The 19,131-nt window shown below is 37.5% G+C and carries 15 protein-coding genes and 1 other annotated feature; of the genes, 2 read left to right on the forward strand and 13 right to left on the reverse strand.

Features of this window, described 5'->3' with window-relative positions; genetic code table 11:
- Positions 1 to 30: 30 nt before the first annotated feature.
- The 5 genes from IGJ32_RS10545 to IGJ32_RS10565 all read right to left on the reverse strand — a co-directional run bounded on the left by IGJ32_RS10545 (position 31) and on the right by IGJ32_RS10565 (position 6,651).
- The gene (locus IGJ32_RS10545; protein WP_034700630.1) at positions 31 to 2,472 is read right to left on the reverse strand and encodes a DNA translocase FtsK; all 2,442 of its coding nucleotides are present in this window, start codon (positions 2,470 to 2,472) and stop codon (positions 31 to 33) included.
- A 346-nt stretch (positions 2,473 to 2,818) separates the two neighbouring features.
- Positions 2,819 to 4,255: a glycoside hydrolase family 1 protein gene (locus IGJ32_RS10550; RefSeq protein WP_010720794.1), complete on the reverse strand. Its 1,437-nt coding sequence runs from the start codon at positions 4,253 to 4,255 to the stop codon at positions 2,819 to 2,821.
- 272 nt (positions 4,256 to 4,527) lie between these two features.
- A complete protein-coding gene (locus tag IGJ32_RS10555; protein ID WP_010720795.1) occupies positions 4,528 to 5,346 on the reverse strand; it encodes an amino acid ABC transporter substrate-binding protein in 819 nt (272 codons plus the stop codon).
- 16 nt (positions 5,347 to 5,362) lie between these two features.
- Positions 5,363 to 5,998, reverse strand: a complete 636-nt coding sequence (locus IGJ32_RS10560) for an amino acid ABC transporter ATP-binding protein (RefSeq protein ID WP_010720796.1) — start codon at positions 5,996 to 5,998, stop codon at positions 5,363 to 5,365.
- Positions 5,999 to 6,009: 11 nt separating this feature from the next.
- Complete coding sequence (locus tag IGJ32_RS10565) at positions 6,010 to 6,651, reverse strand: amino acid ABC transporter permease (protein WP_010720797.1); 642 nt, start codon at positions 6,649 to 6,651, stop codon at positions 6,010 to 6,012.
- 202 nt (positions 6,652 to 6,853) lie between these two features.
- Positions 6,854 to 7,084, reverse strand: a binding site (T-box leader).
- Between the two features lie 92 nt (positions 7,085 to 7,176).
- On the opposite strand from IGJ32_RS10565, the gene IGJ32_RS10570 reads away from it, so the two are divergent.
- Positions 7,177 to 7,662, forward strand: coding sequence for a prolyl-tRNA synthetase associated domain-containing protein (locus IGJ32_RS10570; RefSeq protein WP_081128492.1), 486 nt, complete (start codon positions 7,177 to 7,179; stop codon positions 7,660 to 7,662).
- A 231-nt stretch (positions 7,663 to 7,893) separates the two neighbouring features.
- On the opposite strand, the gene IGJ32_RS10575 is transcribed toward IGJ32_RS10570, so the two are convergent.
- The 3 genes from IGJ32_RS10575 to IGJ32_RS10585 form a co-directional block, all read right to left on the reverse strand.
- Positions 7,894 to 9,966, reverse strand: coding sequence for a DNA topoisomerase III (locus IGJ32_RS10575; RefSeq protein WP_126343260.1), 2,073 nt, complete (start codon positions 9,964 to 9,966; stop codon positions 7,894 to 7,896).
- Complete coding sequence (locus IGJ32_RS10580; protein WP_010720800.1) at positions 9,899 to 10,276, reverse strand: DUF1033 family protein; 378 nt, start codon at positions 10,274 to 10,276, stop codon at positions 9,899 to 9,901. The genes IGJ32_RS10575 and IGJ32_RS10580 overlap by 68 nt, the downstream gene beginning before the upstream one ends.
- A gap of 123 nt (positions 10,277 to 10,399) precedes the next feature.
- Positions 10,400 to 10,966, reverse strand: a complete 567-nt coding sequence (locus IGJ32_RS10585; RefSeq protein WP_034700638.1) for a TetR/AcrR family transcriptional regulator — start codon at positions 10,964 to 10,966, stop codon at positions 10,400 to 10,402.
- A 149-nt stretch (positions 10,967 to 11,115) separates the two neighbouring features.
- Here IGJ32_RS10585 and IGJ32_RS10590 point away from each other — a divergent pair, with 149 nt between their 5' ends.
- On the forward strand, positions 11,116 to 12,417 hold the full coding sequence (locus tag IGJ32_RS10590; RefSeq protein ID WP_081128488.1) for a multidrug efflux MFS transporter: 1,302 nt from the start codon (positions 11,116 to 11,118) through the stop codon (positions 12,415 to 12,417).
- A 301-nt stretch (positions 12,418 to 12,718) separates the two neighbouring features.
- Here IGJ32_RS10590 and IGJ32_RS10595 read toward each other — a convergent pair whose 3' ends face one another.
- The 5 genes from IGJ32_RS10595 to IGJ32_RS10615 all read right to left on the reverse strand — a co-directional run bounded on the left by IGJ32_RS10595 (position 12,719) and on the right by IGJ32_RS10615 (position 19,092).
- Positions 12,719 to 13,420 (reverse strand): hypothetical protein, encoded by a 702-nt coding sequence (locus tag IGJ32_RS10595; RefSeq protein WP_225792577.1) that lies wholly within the window; start codon positions 13,418 to 13,420, stop codon positions 12,719 to 12,721.
- A gap of 380 nt (positions 13,421 to 13,800) precedes the next feature.
- The gene (locus tag IGJ32_RS10600; RefSeq protein WP_342082132.1) at positions 13,801 to 14,928 is read right to left on the reverse strand and encodes an aminotransferase; all 1,128 of its coding nucleotides are present in this window, start codon (positions 14,926 to 14,928) and stop codon (positions 13,801 to 13,803) included.
- Between the two features lie 432 nt (positions 14,929 to 15,360).
- A complete protein-coding gene (gene mnmA, locus IGJ32_RS10605) occupies positions 15,361 to 16,482 on the reverse strand; it encodes a tRNA 2-thiouridine(34) synthase MnmA (protein WP_010720804.1) in 1,122 nt (373 codons plus the stop codon).
- A 1,609-nt stretch (positions 16,483 to 18,091) separates the two neighbouring features.
- Complete coding sequence (locus IGJ32_RS10610; RefSeq protein WP_342082133.1) at positions 18,092 to 18,502, reverse strand: hypothetical protein; 411 nt, start codon at positions 18,500 to 18,502, stop codon at positions 18,092 to 18,094.
- Positions 18,503 to 18,780: 278 nt separating this feature from the next.
- The gene (locus IGJ32_RS10615) at positions 18,781 to 19,092 is read right to left on the reverse strand and encodes a hypothetical protein (protein ID WP_240273605.1); all 312 of its coding nucleotides are present in this window, start codon (positions 19,090 to 19,092) and stop codon (positions 18,781 to 18,783) included.
- Positions 19,093 to 19,131: the final 39 nt, after the last annotated feature.

Raw genomic sequence — 19,131 nt, forward strand, 5'->3', positions numbered from 1 at the left:
TTAGAACTGACAAGCACATACGCACTTTTTCTATGTTTCGTGATCCGTTGGCATCATATCCATTGGTTCTTCGACTTGCTCAATGAAGACTTTTCTTGGCTTACTTCCTTCTGAAGGTCCTACTACGCCATGTGCTTCTAATTCATCGACTAAGCGTGCTGCCCGATTATAACCAATTCTAAATCTTCTTTGCAATAATGAAATACTTGCTGTCTGCATTTCAATGACAAGTGCTTTAGCTTCTTCAAATAATTCATCTTGTGGTTGTTCTGCGGTACCGCCTGATTCTACTTCATCAGAAGGCATCATTTTTTCTTCATAATGTGCTTCTTGTTGATCTGTTACAAAGTTGACCACTCGTTCTACTTCGTGGTCAGAAATAAACGCACCTTGAACCCGTATCGGTTTGTTTTCACCCATTGGCAAGAAGAGCATATCCCCACGTCCGAGAAGCTTTTCCGCACCATTGGAGTCAATGATCGTACGTGAGTCCGTTCCACTAGAGACTGCAAATGCCATACGAGAAGGAACATTTGCTTTGATGATCCCTGTGATAACATCCACACTTGGACGTTGGGTCGCTAAAATCATATGGATTCCCGCTGCCCGTGCCATTTGTGCCAAACGAATAATAGCATCTTCGACTTCATTGCTGGCAACCATCATCAAGTCAGCTAATTCATCCACGATCACCACGATAAATGGCAAGGTAGGATGTTTCGTTCCATTTTCCAAGTTTTTTTGTTGGACAAATTCATTATAACCAGTAATATTTCTAACACCAGTAGCAGCGAATTTTTCATAACGTTCTTCCATTTCTTGAACGACTTTCTGCAACGCTTGAGCAGCTTTTCTCGGGTTAGTCACAACTGGCGTCAAAAGATGAGGAATCCCATTGTACATGTTCAATTCCACCATTTTGGGGTCGATCATCATCAATTTGACTTCATGGGGTTTTGCTCGCATCAAAATGCTGGTAATGATCCCATTGATAGCTACCGATTTCCCACTACCTGTCGATCCGGCTACTAATAAGTGAGGCATTTTAGAAAGGTCTGCGGTTTGGACTCGCCCAGAAACATCTCTTCCTAATGGCACTTCTAACAGCTTATCTGGATGATTGGGTTGCGCTTCGATGATTTCTCTAAATGACACCATGCTGATCTTGCTATTCGGTACTTCGATTCCGATCAATGATTTACCTGGGATCGGTGCTTCCATCCGAACATCTTTAGCCGCTAATGCTAATGCAATGTCATCCGTTAAACTGACGATTTTACTTACTTTGACACCCACTGCTGGTTGGACTTCAAATTTTGTCACAGAGGGTCCTAAACTTGCTTTGACGACTTTCGCATCTACGCCAAAACTTTGAAAAGTTTGTTCCAAGACTCCGATATTTTTCTCGATTTTTTTATACTCGTCACTTTGATCCGTCGTTTTTACTGAATCGAGTAAATCGATTGACGGTAACTCATAATCTTGATTTTCCTGCTCTGCTTCGATTTCAAATTCTAATGCTGTCCCATCATCTTCTAAGCTCTCTGCTTCTAACGGTTCAGATGCAGTAGGCGTTGTGACCGTTGGCTCTGCTTTTGGCATATCCATTGTCGCAGATGGGACAGTTCCTTGAAAACTATCGATCGGTACAAAACTGAGTTGTTCGGGTTCATCATCTGCTATTTTTTCATAAGAAGGCGCAGACTTTGCTTGTTGTTCAGCGGAACGACGTTTTTCCAGCTCAGCAATCTCAGCTTCTGCCGCTTCTTTTGCTGCTAATTTTTTCTCTTCTCGTGCTTTCGCTCGTTGCTTTTGCCGTTCTTCTTTCGCCGCTTGTTTCTTCGCTTGCTTTGCAGGATCTCCTTCCAGCAGTTCTTGCATTCGTTCTCCCATCACTTGCAAGCTATTGACTAATTGATAGCCTTCGATATTGCTAAATAAAATTGCACCACTTATTAATAATAAAATGGCAACAAAGTAACTACCAGGTTGAGCAATCAAGAAATACGTAAAATTATAGAGTGCTGCTCCAACCATCCCACCACCAACATTACTGCTGACTCGAGCATGCTGGATGTCACTTGCTAACAGATCCCAAGTGGTTCCTAGAATGTTTGGTTCGCCACTATGGAGTTTTCCGAATAGATGGGCATGTAAAAAGAGAAGAATTCCTAAGTAAAAAAGAATGCCTCCAAACCACCGACGGCTTTTTCCGATTTTAAAATCGGTATTTTTTACAACGACCCAAAAACCTAAAATAGCTAATAATATACAGAGAAGCTGATAAGTGTTCCCTGCAATGATCCGAAAACCATTTGCCACTAAAATACCTAAAAAACCTAGTTTTAAAAAGCCAAATACGGCAAATAAGATCAATGCAAATCCGATACTGATCGCAAGAAGTTGTTCCTGCTGCTGTTGTTGCTTTTTCGTCTTTTTCTTTTTCTTTGCAGGACGTTTTTTCTTTGCCATTTTTATCCCTCATTTCATCAAGTTCCATTATACAAAAAAAAGCGAGGGAACAAAAGTTTTGTTTCTAAGTTTAAAGTTTTTCTTTTCGAACACTGTATTTATGCCAAATACTTTAAGAAACTTTTTCAAATAACCAATGGCTAGATCCTGCACCCCTATCGAGAAACTATGATAAAAAAACCGAAATTCCACAAAAACCAAGAAAGTTTTTGGGAATTTCGGTTCATTCAATTCATTTGGTTCATTCAGTGAACTCAATGAAGCTGGAAAGTTTTATCCTCACTGCTTCTATTTTTAGAAAAAAGCGATTACGCTTTATTTCCCTGAACGTTTACTATCAAAAAGGTCAGATCGTTGAGCCATTTTCTTTGATCACTTGTTGGTACCAATAATAACTATCTTTCTTGTAGCGATCCAATGATCCTGCTTGAGTTTCATCTTGATCGACATAAACAAATCCATAACGTTTTTGGTAGCCATTCAACCAACTTAACAGATCAGTGTAAGACCACGTACAATAGCCAAGGACTTCAGCACCATCTGAGATCGCTTCTTTAATCGCTTTGACATGACTTGAAAGGTAAGCAATACGATACTCATCGTGGATCTTTTTATCCTCTGTCAATTCATCGTATTCCCCTAAACCATTTTCAGTAATCAATACAGGCATCCGGTAGCGACTCGTAATCCTTCTTAAAGCGATCCTCAATCCTTCTGGGTCGATCTCCCAATCCCAATTCGTACGTTCAACGAAAGGATTGTCGACTTTTTTGTACATCCCTGGGACGCCTGTTTCTTCAGAAGATCCTTTTTTCCCAGTGGTATTCATTTTGCCAGCTCCTACACCATCCAACGGATTAAAGGCATTGGTCGCTGTTTGATAATAGTTGATCCCCAAGAAGTCTGGTTTAGCAGATTCAAGCAGTTCTGCGTCTCCTTCAACCATTTCAGGTGCCCAGCCACGTTCTTCTAAAAATTTCATAGCGGCGATCGGGTACTTGCCCCACATGTAGACATCCATCCAGTAATGAGCCATCAAATCTTCCGCATTTTCTGCAGCTAAAATATTTTTAGGATCGCTGTTGATCGGATAATTAGGTGTGTAAGCAAAACTTGGACCGATTTTACCTGGCATTCCTAATTCATGAAACTTATTGATCACTGCTGCATTTGCTAAGTTAGCAATATGGTTCACTTGATACATCCGTTTTGGATCAGTAACACCTGGTGGATGAGCAGCTAATAAATAGCCTAGTGAAGTAAAAATATTTTGTTCATTCAAGCTGATCCAATAATGGACTTTTCCTCGAAAAGCATTAAATAATGTTTCAGCATAATTAGTGAAATCTTCAATGATTTGGCGTGATTCCCAACCTGCATACTCATCTTGCAAGGCTTGTGGAAGATCCCAATGATACAATGTCAACATTGGTTCAATCCCGTTTTCAATCAACTCGTCGATCAGCTCTTCATAAAAAGCTAACCCTGCTTGATTGATTTCCCCACGACCATTAGGAAAAATGCGAGTCCAAGCAACTGAAAAACGATACGCTTTCAATCCTTGTTCTTTCATTAAAGCAATATCTTCTTTAAAGCGATGATAGTGATCAACCGCTAGATCGCCGTTTGTTCCTTTAAAAGTTTTCCCTGGAATACGGACAAAACGATCCCAGACCGATTCTCCTTTGCCGTCTTCTTGCCAGGCTCCTTCAACTTGATAAGCCGCTGAGGCTGATCCCCAAAGAAAGTCTTGGGGAAATTCAGTTAATTTTTGGTGTTCCATCAATCTCTTCCTTTCTTGCTTCAATCCTTACTAAAAAAGGATAACACGAAACCCCTTTCAATACAAAAGGAGAAATCAATCATTGAACAATTTTATGATCATTGGAATTTTTCAGACAAAAAATAAGCAAGAATTTTTTAAAATATGTGTTTCAAAAATTCTTGCTTATTCATTTGGCGCAGGTTAATTTCATAGGTTTTATCGTGTGAACTGAGAGACACTCAAATTACCACGCTTCTTTTTAAGATACTCAATGATGTTAGATTGCCTGTTTACTTCTGAACGGGTGTCACATCTTCACCAAACCATTTGTCTGAGATTTGTTGGAATTCTCCTGTTTTTTCTAATTCCGCAATCCCTTCATTGATTTTCTTCACTAATTCCTTGTCTTTCTTTCGGGCACCCACGACAAAATCTTCGCTTTGATAATCCCCTTTGATCATATTGAACTGATCCAACTCATTTTTTTGCTTCAAGTAATAACCAGCATATACTTTATCCATCAATAACCCATCGATCCGTCCACTCTTCAAATCGATCAATGCTTCATTAAAGCTATCATATAAAACAGCATCCTGATTTTTTACAATATCTTTTAATATTTTTGGTTGTTTGATAAAGGCATCATAACCAGAAGAACCATTTTGAGCTCCTAAGATTTTGTCCTTCATTTGAGCAAAGCTGGTGATCCCTGATTTTTTCGTAGTGATCAGGACTTGTTCGTTTTGCATATAAGGTTTTGAAAATTGGACTTTTTTGGCTCTTTCAGCTGTTTTAGTATACCCATTCCAAATGAGATCAATCGTCCCATTATTCAATTCAAACTCTTTCATGGACCAGTCAATGGGTTGGAAAACGACTTTGATGTCATATTCTCTAAAAACTGCTCTAGCAAGGTCAATATCAAAACCTGTTAGTTTTCCTTCTTTATCACGAAACCCCATCGGTACAAAGGTGTCATCTAACCCGATGATGATCTTTTTTTCTGATTGAATCGTTGACCAATTGTCTTTATCTGTCTTTTCATTCCTACAACCAGAAAGAAAGACGATCCCTGCAACTATCGCAAGTAGCAAACTGATTTTTTTCATCAAGTGTCCCTCCTTCTTACTTGTTTGGGATGACCTTCACGAGTTGATCTCCCACATTTTCCGCAAACACTAAATCATGGGTTACGATGATTTGTGTCACACCTTCTGCCTTCAATGAGACGATCAAGTTTTCTACTTGTTGTCGCAGCTCAGGGTCTAAGGCACTTGTCGGTTCATCATAAGCAAGAACTCGAGGATTCATTGCCAAGGCACGTGCGATCGCTACCCGTTGTTTTTGACCGCCAGATAATTGATAAGGATAGTTGTTGAGTAAATCACTGATCCCAAGTGAATCGGCTAATTCCTGTGCTTTTTTCGTATACGTTTCTTTCGATTGCTTTAACACCATTTTAGGCGCTAAAGTGATATTGTCAAAAATACTTAAGTGTGGAAACAGTTGAAAATCTTGGAAAACAACACCTACGACTTGCTCTTTCGTTTTCAATTCAAATGGGTCAAAGGCTACACCATCCAGATAAAATTCCCCACTGTCTGCTTTTTCCAATCCTGCTAAGATTCTCAAAAGTGTCGTTTTCCCTCCACCAGAAGGACCGACGATCGCCATGGTTTGACCATCTGGAATGACTAGATCTAACGCGTTGATTACTTTCTTTTCTCCAAATGCTTTACTTACTTTCTTTAATTCAATCATGTCCATTCCTCCTAGCGATAATAGTTTAATTTTCCTTCTACTTGTTTCATGATGATCGTTAAGATACCGGTTAGTGCCAGGTAGATGAAAGCCACACCTAGTAATGGTAGCAATGTTGCATCACGTTCCATCGCAATCTTCCCTGCTCGCATAACGTCTCCTAGTCCTAAGATATAGATCAATGAAGAGTCTTTCACTAAGTTAATCACTTCGTTCCCAACCGATGGTAAAACGATTTTTGTCACTTGTGGGATAATGATTTTTGTGACGGTTTGAAAAGGACTCAACTGTAACACTTGCGCAGCTTCATATTGTCCTTGGGGAATCGATTGAATCCCCCCACGAAAAATCTCAGCAAAATAAGCGGCATAATTTAAAACAAAAGCCAATAATGCTGCCTCAAAACGGTCAAAGACGATCCCGATCGTTGGCAATCCATAAAAAACAAAAATCAATTGTAGTAATAACGGTGTACCACGCATGACCCAGACATAGGTCTGCAAGATATAACGAATTGGTTTAAAATGTAAAGACAACCCTAATGCTAAAATGATCCCTAATGGCAATGAACCAATCAAGGTAAAAATAAATAATTTCAACGTTGTAAGAGCCCCTACTAATAGTTGTGGCATGACTTCCAGCAAATAATTCATTTCTTTCTTCCTCCTTTTAAATAAAAAAATCCCCTTGACTCTCGTCAAGAGGACGCATCACACGTGTTCCCACCTCTGTTTGTTTCTTTTTCACAAAAGAAACCTCACGCAGTCATTCCAGAAAATGAGGTAAAACAAAAGTAATTGTTGTTGGACATTTACTTCACACGAAAATAAAAAAAAACGTCCTTCGGTCAAATGACCAAAGGACGTAAATTACGTGGTTCCACCTTTTTTTGCTAGTCCCTCACGGAAACTAACCTTATCTGGTCATCAAGCAATGACCGCAGCTGTAACGGGCTTCCCGGATTTTCCTACTGTATTTCAGAAAATCGACTCCAAGATGTGTTTCACCATTAACTGCTATCTCTTTCCACCTGCCAGAGACTCTCTTCAAACATTTAATCGCTACTCTTCTTTTCGATGTCGTTGATTTTAACTTACGTGTAATTTACACGATTATTTTTCTTTTGTCAATTATTTTTTTATAATGAATGAAAGAAAAAGAAAGGAAGCGATCAATCGATGGTTTTGGCTACTGAAAAAGAAGCCTATCAATTACTTGATTTACTAGGCATTCCCTATCAAAAGGTGGATCATCCACCGATTACTTCTGTCAAAAATCTGCCATTTACACTACCAGGACCTCAAGTGAAGAATCTCGTATTAAAAGCAAAAAAAGGGAAACAAATTTATCTTGTTATCTTACCTGATGAAAAGCAGGCAAATTTGAAACAACTTGCAGAACAGCTGAATGAGAAGCGTTTGTCTTTTCTTTCAGAAGAACAGCTCCTTGATTTATTAGGGGTAGCTCCCGGTACTGTTACACCTTTTGCATTGATGCATGATCAAGAAAAAGCGATTCAAGTAGTCATTGACTCAGCCATTGATCAAACCTCTACCGTAGGATTTCATCCAAATGTCAACACAACAACATTGATCTTATCGTTTTTAGATTTCATCAAGATTTTAGAATACCTTGAACATCCACCTATCTACGAAGATTTATAAGCACGGCTATTTGTGATAAAAAGCCCAACATACAAAAAATGAGGTTCCTCCTAAAAATTGTACGTAAAAACAACAATTTATAAGAGGAACCTCATGACTTATGTCTCAGACTAAGCTTCTTTCACACTCTAAACCATGTTACATAAACAGCAATCACTTGAAACCAATCACCATTTTTTAACATACAATAGTGGTCTCAAAAACCATTGCTGATTTTCAACAAACGACACGCTATTTCTTCATTGCTGCTTTTAAAGCTGCAGCAAGTGGGCTTTCTTCCGGTTCTTCTGCTTGCGTGTACTTTTTCAATAAACGACGTTCTTCGTGCTTCGTCATTTTTTTCTTTTGCTCTTTTTTATCTAACATTTTTTCGGTCGTCCCATCATATTTACAACGGAAATAAGCGCCATTTTTGCCTTCGATGATCTCCATTTTCCGATGACATTGTGGACAACGATGGTTCGAGACTTTTGGATCTTTTCTTCTACGGTAATGACAATCTTGATTCGTGCAGACATAGATTTTGCCATCTCGAGTATTTTTTTCTCTAAGATTGGAGCCGCAGTCTGGACATTTTTTCTGTGTGATCGAGAAATCTTGGTAAGATTGTTTACTTGTTTTGATTTCTTGTACCAATCGTTTTGTTTCTTTTTCAATGCCCCTTAAAAATTGGCTGGCTTGTTTTTGCCCCGCTGCAATTGCTTCTAAGTCTTTCTCCCAGCTTTCTGTTAAATCAGGGGTCACTAAGGAAGGATTGACTAATTCCAATAATTGCTTTCCTTTTGGTGAGACTTGCAAGCCTTGCGGTGTTCGTTCCATCAATTCCGATTTGATCAACTTTTCAATGATTTCAGCACGAGTTGCCGGTGTTCCTAAACTATGTTTTTCCATAAGTCCTAGTAAACTCGCCTCTGTCAAAGGCTTAGGCGGTGCCGATAGTTCTTTCTTGATCGTAAATTCTGGTTGGATACGCATTCCCTCCACCCAGTCCACTTCATTGCTCTCCTTTTGACTGACATCTTTCCAGCCAGCTTGAAGGACTTGATTTTGATGGAATACAAATTGTTCTTTGCCAAATGTCACAGTCACTTTTGTTTGACTGATTTTGTGTGGCTCAGCGAATAAACCTAAGAATCGAGTAACAATCATTTGATAGATTTTTTGTTCTTCGTTGCTAAGTTTCTCATAGCGTGGACGATTTTCAGTTGGTAATAACGCATGGTGATCAGTGACTTTACTGTCTTGGAAGACTTTTGTTTGTCGAACAACTGCCCCATTTTTTAAATACTGTTTCACTTCTGGAGAAAAATCGCTGACCGCCTGTAAACGCTCTTTCATCGTACTTTTCATATCACTCGTCAGATATTTGCTATCTGTACGAGGGTACGTCACGATTTTATGCGTTTCATATAAACTTTGGACCAGTCCCAAAGTTTTTTTAGCAGAGTAGCCATAACGTTGGTTTGCTTCTCGCTGGATCTCCGTTAGATCATAAGGTAATGGTGCCGGCTCCACTTTTACTTTTTCTTGGATGGCTGTCACAGTCCCTTTATTTTTAGCTAACTCTTTCACTAATGATTGAGCTTCTTCATGAGATTTCAATGCGAACTGATTTTTTTGAACCATCTTTGCTTGTTGTTTTTGCACATCTAATAAAATTGAAAAATAGGTTTGTGGTCTAAATGTTTCAATTTTCCGTTCTTGTGTTCTAACCAATGCGAGTGTTGGAGTTTGAACTCGACCAGCAGATAGATTATCTTGATACTTCACAGTCAGCGCCCGTGTTACGTTCAATCCTACTAACCAGTCAGCTTTTGCCCTAGCTAGCGCCGAATAATAAAGTGCATCATAGTCTTTTGCGGGCTTCAATTGTTTGAATCCTGTCTTGATTGCTTTATCTGTTTGGGAAGAAATCCAAAGACGTTTCACTGGTTTATTGAAGCGGACATATTCCAAGATCCACCGAGCAACCAATTCCCCTTCTCTTCCGGCATCCGTAGCGATCACAGCCTCTGACACATCTTTACGTTGCGCCAATTGCTTGATTGTTTTTAATTGGTGACCTGTTTTAGGCAGTGGTTTGATTCCTAAATTTTTAGGAATCATCGGCAACGTTTCCATTTGCCAACTTTGCCATTCTTTATTGAGGTCTTCAGGCATTTTCAGCCCTAACAAATGACCAAGGGCCCAAGTAACAATCACCTTGGGTCCTTCGTAATAATTTTTGTGTTTTTGATTAGCACCAAGCACCTTGCTTAGGTCTTTCGCAACGCTTGGTTTTTCCGCTAGAATTAGTTGTTTCATAAAATTCCTTTCTGCTTTCTAAAGTGATTGGCTGATGATTTTTCAATAAGGCTAACCCTTTATATTGTTGAAGATCATCATCACATTCTTCACACCAGCGCTCGTCTCCGTCATTCCAGAAGGCACTTAGAAAGTTGCTTTTTGCATGGATATATTCGTATTTATTTTTGATTGCAAGCCATTTTTGTTCATAATTAACCTGTGCTTCTTCAAAAGAATCAAATGTTTCTTCTACTTCGATATCCTCTTCCCAATTCTCAAAGAACCACCAAGGCTCATTATCTCCGAACATTGTCACTACTTGATACATACTCGTGCTCCTTCTCTACGATTTTACTAGACTCATCTTAGACACTTTTCAAGAAAGTTGCAAGAAATTTCTCTTATAAAAGGGACATTTTATGAATTTGTCTATTTTAAAGAAACGTACTACTTATTTACTTGGTAAAGTGGCAATAAAGTCATTGATCATCCAAGAATAACTCTCTTCAGGAGACACAGTTGCTTCCTTTGTGAAATAGCCTAAAAATCGTAAAGACAAATAGCCATGGATGATACTTCGCAATTCTCTGCTGCGATGCGTTTTTTCTTTTCGGGTCAAGTCAAAGGCATCAAATAATTGTAGAATGATCTGGTTCGTTTCATAGATTCCTTCTAACAAAATCTCCTCATTGGTGTGAGGGACACTGATCAGTAACTCGTAAACGGCCTGGTTCGCAAAAGCAAAAGACTGATAGACTTGTGCATAGACACGCAGCGCCTCTGCTCCGCTTTTTCCAACCAAAGAACGACGCAACGCATCGTTTAACTCTTGTAATAATTTTGCAGTTAATGCGGTCTTTACATCACGCATATTTTTAAAATGATTATAGAGGGAAGGAGACTTGACGTCTAGCGCCTTAGCCAGGTGTTGAAAAGTGACTTGTTGAACATCCATCTCTTCCGCTAGTCCACGAAAGCAAGCGATGATTTTTTCTTGAGATAGATTTCTTTTTTTCATTTCGTTGTTCCTCTCGTATGTTAACTACTTAACAACTTTAGTTTACCATGAAAAGCGAACTTAAAAAAGAGGCTTCCATTGATAAACTACACATTGTAGTTTATAATAAACGAATGTAAATGAAAATTTTCAGAAAGAAGGACATAACAGTGACCACACGCATCAAAGAAAAATTATTTAGGAAAAGAGAAACTTGGGAACAAAACTTATTTGTCTTATGGTTTGGGACTTTTATGGCAGGAATTGGGTTTAGCTTAGTCATGCCGTTTATGTCACTATACATAGATACGTTAGGTAACTATAGTACGTCGCAATTGAATTTTTGGAGTGGGTTGACCTTTTCTTCTACGTTCTTCGTCACCACATTGATTTCTCCTTGGTGGGGCAAATTAGCCGATCAGAAAGGCAGAAAATTGATGCTCTTGCGTGCTTCCTTAGGGATGGCTGTCGTTATTGCCTTGATGGGTTGTGTGACCAGTGTATATCAACTTGTTGCACTTCGGTTGTTACAAGGGATCTTTTCTGGTTACATCAGTAATGCCACTGCCCTTGTCGCTACTGGTACGCCGAAAGAAAAAAGTGGTCAAGTCCTAGGAACATTGGCTACTGGTTCCGTCACAGGAACATTGCTTGGTCCTTTACTTGGGGGGATTTCAGCCTCAGCATTTGGTTATCGTCCAACTTTCTTCATCACAGGAATCATTTTATTTCTCGTCTTTTTATTGAGTCTCTTCTTTGTTCATGAAACATTTGTACCTATTAAAAAAGAAAATATGGCTTCTGCCAAACAAATATTCAAAGAATTGAAGTATCCCCATGTCGTGATTGGTATGTTCGTCACAACAATGATTATTCAAGCTTCGAATAATTCTATTAGCCCAATCATTAGTTTATATATTCGTCAATTACTAAATGGACATGGCAGTGTCACACTGATTAGTGGGATCATTGCTTCGATCCCAGGAATTGCCACATTGATCGCCGCTCCTCGTTTTGGTCGCTTAGGCGATAAAATCGGGAGTGAACGTATTTTAGCTATTGGCTTAGGGTTTGCAATTTTAGTTTATATCCCAATGGCCTTTGTCACGAATGTCTGGGAACTGGCTGCGTTGCGTTTTTTGATCGGTATTTCAGATGCTTGTTTGCTTCCAGCTGTCCAAGCTTTGATCACCAAATATTCCCCACATCACGCCGCCGGTCGGATTTTTAGCTACAATCAATCCTTCCAAGCAACTGGGAATGTCGTTGGTCCAATGATTGGTTCGAGCGTTTCAAGCGTGTTTGGTTACCGAGGAGTCTTTCTTTCCACTTCTTTACTTGTTTTAGTGAACTTCTTACTAGTACGTCGTAACACACAAGAAATCCATGACAATGAGCTTGTTGACTCATCAGAAACATCCGATACACCTGTCCTTTCTTCAGACAAACACACACAACCTCATGGACATTGATCGCTTACTAATAGTCAATCTGGATAAACAAGAACTATCGTCATATTCCAGATTGAAGAGACCCCCAAAAGCTCAATTGGCGTTCCATTGCTTTTATTTACATTTGGAAACAAGGAGCAACGATTGATATCGATTTAGATTGATAAAATTTGGAAAATAAAGGACAAGGTGTCAATAATAGGAAAGATAAGTCTAATTTTGATGTTATAAATCAAAATTAGACTTATCTTCTTTTTGAGAAAGGATTATTGTTCCACACTCATAAATTTTATATTTTCTAAGTTATAAATGAATGATCATTTTACATATTACTGTCAATCCAAGCAGTATCATTACCTACTCGAAGATAAAGGTACATTGACTTAGTGAGCCCATTGCTAGACAAGGCACCTTTTACTCCACCATATGCTGAATAACCTGCTTGTTCTTTTTTTCTAAATATCCCACTAGAAATCGGAGACCAAGAGCCAAAACCAGCAAAGTTTACACCATAGATTCTATCAATTTGATCATATCCACCTTGCACACTTGTATAATCAGCTTTAAAAACTAATTCAAACCCAAATGAAAATCCATGAATAGCTGTCCCTTTACAAATAGAATACCCAGATCCGCTAGTCCAACTTCCACCTTCTCTCCAAGTACTACGTTTTTGATTTGTATTTTGAGAGTCTTCAATATCCTTTGCGATATTTTCTATTACACTATTTTTATTGACTATATTTCCCTCTTCATCATAAAATACTGCATCCGTAAAATCTACCTGAATCTTTTCAAATGTGCTTGTCGTTCTGTTATTAGTATAATTTTTTGTTTCAAACACATATTTGCTTATTCTTGAAGTTTTTTGTTCCAAATTATAAACATTATCAAGACTTAATTCTAATGGTTCATTGGCTTGTGATGAAATTATATCTGAAGCATGAACATTAGTAACACCATTAAAACATGTTAAAGCTGTAACACTTAATATTCCTAATCCAACCATCTTCCTAAAAAACATTTGCATTCCTCCTATAGTATATGATATTATTTTCCACAAGGTTATAATAACACTTATTAAAAAATATACAAAGAAAACGCTCTCTTGTAGTAAAATAAAGCTTTTTTATAAAAAGGAGAATAATTAAAATGGGGAATTTAATTATAAAACTCGTGTTATTTTTTAGACTTATTTTTACATTTTTAGTTATTATTTTAGTAGTCCTCTCTATCACTTATATTATAAAAAATTTGAAGAACAAAAAATAAAAAAGAGCGTGTTTGGCAACATCCAAAATAATTATTTTATTCCTAACAAAATTGATAAAAACACACCTTAAATTAAAGAGACCCCCAAAAGATAGACCAAAAAATCTAACGTTTGGAGATCTCTTCAATTTCTCAAGCTTTGTTATTTCCACGTTCTTTTAGATATTCTGAAAGTAAGGCTAACCCTTTTTCTAATGTTTCTTTCCTGCAACAATACCCTAAGCGCGCATGCTGAGGCACCCCATAGGCACTACCAGGGACCAGTAAGACACCAGTTTCTCTCAGAAGATCAATACAAAATTGCTCATCATCTTCTGTTATGTTCAAGCGAATGAATGACGTTGACACGTGATTCGGCAACACTAATTGGACATTTGGTTCATCAGCCAGCCATTTTTCAACGATGGCTAAATTCTCCGAAACGATTTTTTTATTTCGTGCAAGGATCTTTTCTTTATTCCTCAGTGCGTGAACCGCTAATGCATCTGACAAAACACCACCGCTAAGTACTAAATAGGTATGGTATTTTCTTAAACGCTCAATGATTTCTTGATTCGCTGCTACCCAGCCGATGCGTATACCAGGAACAGAATAAGTCTTTGACAATGAATTAGTCGTGATCCCCTTGTCATACAGATCCACGATTGAGACAAAATCTCCCCCTGCTAATGGGGCATACACCTCATCCATCAAAATATACGCATCGACTTTTTCGGCAATTTCGATAATTTCTTCCAATGTTTGGCGATCCAACAATGTACCTGTTGGATTATTGGCACTGTTTAAACAAATCATTTTAGTATTTGGTTGGATCACATCAACTAATTCCACACTATCAAAACGCCATTCCTCTTCTTCTGTGAGTGGTACGAAATCAACAGTTGCACCTAAAGATTTGGGTAAGTCATACAATTGCTGATAGGTTGGCAACATGGAGACCACATGATCTCCTGGTTCAATCAATCCATACAGCGCCAAAAGGTTCGCCCCAGTCGCCCCATTGGTTTGAATAATGTTTTCTGAAGAAAGCGATTGATACAAAGAAGCGACTTCTTTTTTGAAAGTTGCCGTCCCCTCGCTCCACCCATAATCCAACGACGTTTTACTCAAAGATTGAAAAAAATCAGTAACTGTCGTTCCGTCTAACCCAATCAGTTCTTCTAACGTCAGTGCTTCGATGGAACTTTGTGCAAGGTCATATACTGCTTCTTTTTCCCACTTATTCAACCATTCTTCCAGTCCAAAATGTGTGATTTCCATCTTTTTCGCTCCTTTTGCTTTCTTCAATATTTTTGATTCACTACTTTCTATTCATCGATACTCAAACAAACCAAGAAACACTCGTCGCTCCTAGATGCCATGTAAATGAGATAAACGATCGGTTTCCGATTTTATTATACTCTCTTTTTAAAAATAACGCTTTCAAATAGATAGAACCGCCTGTTGAAAAAGTCGCCTGACACTGTTTTCTTCAGAAAAAATTATTAGACAAAAATCTGAAAACTCTTTGCTTCAAAAACCCCTTACTGATATTTCAGAAGACACTCTAGCAAAAAAAACCGAGGAATACCAAAAATAGGCGAAACTATTTTCGGATTCTTCGGCTTATTTCTCAGAACTAAACTTGTCTTAACTCTTTTCTTGTTCTTCTAACAAAAGAAAGTTGTTCAAAGAGCTGTTCGCAAGCAAGATTTACACATATTGCAAGACTTTTTCTTTATTGTAGGCATGATCAATCAAGCCACCACCAAGACACTCCATTCCATCATAAAAGACGACAGCTTGACCTGGTGTGATCGCCCGTACAGGTTCATCAAAAATCACTTCGGCACGATCGCCTTCTAATAACCGAACCGTTACCGGCACATCTTGTTGGCGGTAGCGGAATTTAGCTGTACATTTAAATTCCTTTGGCATTGGTTCATTCGTTGTAAAATGGATTTCGCTCGCATCAAGGCTTGTTGCATATAAGGCAGGATGATGAAATCCTTGTCCTACATATAACGTATTCGTTGCAAGATCTTTTCCGACTACAAACCAAGGTTCTTGTGATGCACCGCCACCACCAATCCCTAGGCCTTGTCTTTGACCGATCGTGTAATACATCAATCCAGCATGTTGACCTTTGACTTCACCATCAAGTGTCACCATATTTCCTTTTTTAGCTGGTAAATAATTACTTAAAAATTGTTTAAAATTCTTTTCGCCTATAAAACAAATCCCAGTGGAATCTTTCTTTTTAGCAGTTGCTAAACCTGCACGTTCCGCAATTTCACGTACTTGTGTTTTTTCCATACCACCTAGTGGGAACATTGTTTTCGCTAATTGTTCTTGTGACAATTGGCTTAAGAAATAAGTTTGATCTTTGTTGTTATCTACACCGCGAAGCATATGTGCTACGCCATTTTCGTCACGCACTACTTGCGCATAATGCCCAGTCGCTACGTATTCAGCACCTAGATCCATCGCATAATCTAAAAATGCTTTAAATTTGATTTCTTTATTACACATCACATCTGGATTAGGTGTCCGTCCTGCTCGGTATTCAGCTAAGAAATATTCAAATACACGATCCCAATATTCTTTTTCAAAATTGACAGAATAATAAGGAATCCCGATTTGTGAAGCAACTTTCGCTACATCCTTATAATCTTCCGTAGCTGTACATACACCATTTTCATCCGTGTCATCCCAGTTTTTCATAAAGATCCCAATGACGTCGTAGCCTTGTTCCTTTAGTAAAAGTGCTGTTACAGATGAGTCGACACCGCCACTCATCCCAACGACAACGCGTGTCTTGCTGTTGTCTTTCATGGTATCACCATCATTTCAATTAGATTTTCTGAAATCATCTACGAGTTGAAGGTCGCAACTTTTCAGTGCTTTACATTATACGATATATTTTTGAAAATTTCATCCCTTATTTATCAAAGTATCAGTATAGCCATTTAATCACTTTTAAAAAAAAGAAAATTGGAATCGTCTTTCTATCATTTGCTTTTGTTCAGTCGATTGCTCATAGTTAAAGACTATCCACATGAAGAAAATAAGCGTAAGGAAAGAATATAAGTAGCAAACAAATAATTGAGGATTAATAGCACCATCTTTGTTAAAAGATATACCTGATACATTAAATAAAATGATTTTTCTTCTTTTCAATTTGTATCATTTTTTTCACCCCCCAAAAAAAAGCCAGCCCAAAATACAGATTAGGTTAAGGAAAATAATGATTCTTTTTAAGAATTTGGATTCAATTTTTGTGGATAAAAACAAGTTAACCCCTCCGATGATCCAACAACTCATCATCACGAATATAAAAAAGACGTAATGATAGTTGTTGATACGTGGAATGAAGTACAAACTAGTCAAAACAATCGGACTAAGTAACAAAAACGATGTTAGCATTGTAGCTTTTTTTAATTTTAATGACGGCATCTTTTTTCTCCTTTGAAATAAAAGTGATGTTTTTTGTTTATTTGTTTTGTAAAAAGTTAAGTAAATAACCTATAATTTCCATAAGTTGCATAAAATTGAAATATGTAAAAAATGGATAGTTGGTAAAAAGTAAGATCCCTCTTATTTTTTGATGGCTAACCTTGGTGGAGCAGTAGAGCCCAATTATTTCCAGGTATAATCATACTCATGATTAAAAACAGTCCTTGGGGGCTATTTACTCCATAATAAAAATGCACACATACTAAGCTACTAATTGACCAAAACATAGACAAACCTAGACATATTAAATAAAATTTTTTATTCACTTTTTCCCTCCTTTCATCCGCTATGACAATAAAGCCAAATCCAACCATAGATACAAATAAGATTAAGTATAATCACTAATCTTTTTAATCCTTGAGAAGCAATACTTTCAAAAAAAGCAAGCTCCCTCTACTGCATCTCCAACAAGAAACAATCGATCGCATAAGAAAATCAACGTTGTATCTTGTACAATAAGCATAATAAAACCAAGGGATATTCCTAAAAAATATAGCCTTCTATTAATAAATAAATTGCTTAAAGTAGGTGGTGAAAAACTAATTACTACCTGTTAGCCAATTAATTTTTTGCTTTTCCCCCACTCTTAACTTATTCTTTATAGCCAAGAAATTTCGTTAATCAAAAGAACCACGTGAAAATAAGTAGCAAAGAAGTAACTAATGCCTACTAATGCACACTTGATTTTTCCATCCTCGAGTTGTGCAACAAGAATAAGACCAACCATATTGCTTGTTCTTTTATAACGACGGGCATAGCAATTAAAATAATACAAATGCTTAATAAACTTAACGAAACAATCATACAGGTTTTACTTTTTCTAGAAACATTCATACATCTCCTTTTTTATCGTCTAGACTTTTTTCGTTTACATTTATTTTTCTCACTTTTTATACAATTTCAACCGTTCTCATTCGTCAATTTATCCTTATAAATCAAAAATTATGTAGAGCAGAAAGACCACGTGAAAATAAGTAGCAAAGAAGTAATTGATCCCTAGTAATACCCACTTAATTTTTCCATCCTCGAGTTGTGCGGAAAGAATAAGTCCAATCAAGCCAAAGTAAGTCAGTAAAATCAACGCCCCAATTATCTCCCAAGAAAAATGTCCAGCTAATAAGTAATTCCCCCAAATAAAACAGGCAAGTGAAAATAGTAATGGTAAACTAACTATAACCATTTTTCCCCATTTTTTTTGTGAACTAAAAAATAGCATCGTTGATACAAATAAATAGCACAATCCTACCATAATTATTAACCAACCAGAGGGTTCAAAAATAAAAAGTCCTAAAACGATAAAAATGGCAAGTCCATGGACACAAAGAAAATGGACAATCACGACGAATCCTCTTAAGAACTTAGACCGGCTACCTCTCGAAAAAATCAAGCTGACTCCACTCAACACGCAACAAGAATAATAGGATAAGAGCAACCACGCTGCTTGTTCCTTTATAACGAATGGCACAACACCTAAAGCGATACAACTACCTAACAACCCCAACGAAACAATCGTACAGGTTTACTATTTTTTGAAATCATCCACACAGCTCCTTTTTTATAGACTGGATCTAATTTCAATAGAAACATTTCTCTCACCGTTCATTGCTTGGTTCTTACTCATTTAAGTTCGTTTGCTCTTATTTTTACGCTCATTGCCAAAAAAATTTCACAAAGGTATTGAAAACGACAAGTATTTGCAAATGGGTAGCAAAAAAAATAATTGATCCCTAATAAGAACCATCGCCAACGTGTCTGTCGGATCTTCATTGATAAGTAAATTCCTGTAATACCAAGAATAATCATCAATAATTCTAAAAATAACCCTTCGATATCTAAGTAAAAATCATAAATATAGTACAGCGTTAGGAAACAACTAATCGATAGAATCATAGCAAGACATAGCCCTTTATGGTCAACTATTTTTTTCATCTTTTCTCCTTCAATAATTTTTAAAAATGCCAAACCGAT

Origin of the sequence: Enterococcus sp. DIV1639a (assembly GCF_050530445.1) — a bacterium.
In the GTDB taxonomy this organism is placed as follows: Bacteria; Bacillota; Bacilli; order Lactobacillales; family Enterococcaceae; genus Enterococcus_B; species Enterococcus_B hirae.

What these genes read in the sequence shown, in the direction of transcription:
- IGJ32_RS10545 (WP_034700630.1), bottom strand. Translation starts at nt 2,472, where the DNA reads ATGGCAAAGAAAAAACGTCCTGCAAAGAAAAAGAAAAAGACGAAAAAG.
- IGJ32_RS10550 (WP_010720794.1), bottom strand. Translation starts at nt 4,255, where the DNA reads ATGGAACACCAAAAATTAACTGAATTTCCCCAAGACTTTCTTTGGGGA.
- IGJ32_RS10555 (WP_010720795.1), bottom strand. Translation starts at nt 5,346, where the DNA reads ATGAAAAAAATCAGTTTGCTACTTGCGATAGTTGCAGGGATCGTCTTT.
- IGJ32_RS10560 (WP_010720796.1), bottom strand. Translation starts at nt 5,998, where the DNA reads ATGATTGAATTAAAGAAAGTAAGTAAAGCATTTGGAGAAAAGAAAGTA.
- IGJ32_RS10565 (WP_010720797.1), bottom strand. Translation starts at nt 6,651, where the DNA reads ATGAATTATTTGCTGGAAGTCATGCCACAACTATTAGTAGGGGCTCTT.
- IGJ32_RS10570 (WP_081128492.1), top strand. Translation starts at nt 7,177, where the DNA reads ATGGTTTTGGCTACTGAAAAAGAAGCCTATCAATTACTTGATTTACTA.
- IGJ32_RS10575 (WP_126343260.1), bottom strand. Translation starts at nt 9,966, where the DNA reads ATGAAACAACTAATTCTAGCGGAAAAACCAAGCGTTGCGAAAGACCTA.
- IGJ32_RS10580 (WP_010720800.1), bottom strand. Translation starts at nt 10,276, where the DNA reads ATGTATCAAGTAGTGACAATGTTCGGAGATAATGAGCCTTGGTGGTTC.
- IGJ32_RS10585 (WP_034700638.1), bottom strand. Translation starts at nt 10,966, where the DNA reads ATGAAAAAAAGAAATCTATCTCAAGAAAAAATCATCGCTTGCTTTCGT.
- IGJ32_RS10595 (WP_225792577.1), bottom strand. Translation starts at nt 13,420, where the DNA reads ATGTTTTTTAGGAAGATGGTTGGATTAGGAATATTAAGTGTTACAGCT.
- IGJ32_RS10600 (WP_342082132.1), bottom strand. Translation starts at nt 14,928, where the DNA reads ATGGAAATCACACATTTTGGACTGGAAGAATGGTTGAATAAGTGGGAA.
- mnmA (WP_010720804.1), bottom strand. Translation starts at nt 16,482, where the DNA reads ATGAAAGACAACAGCAAGACACGCGTTGTCGTTGGGATGAGTGGCGGT.
- IGJ32_RS10615 (WP_240273605.1), bottom strand. Translation starts at nt 19,092, where the DNA reads ATGAAAAAAATAGTTGACCATAAAGGGCTATGTCTTGCTATGATTCTA.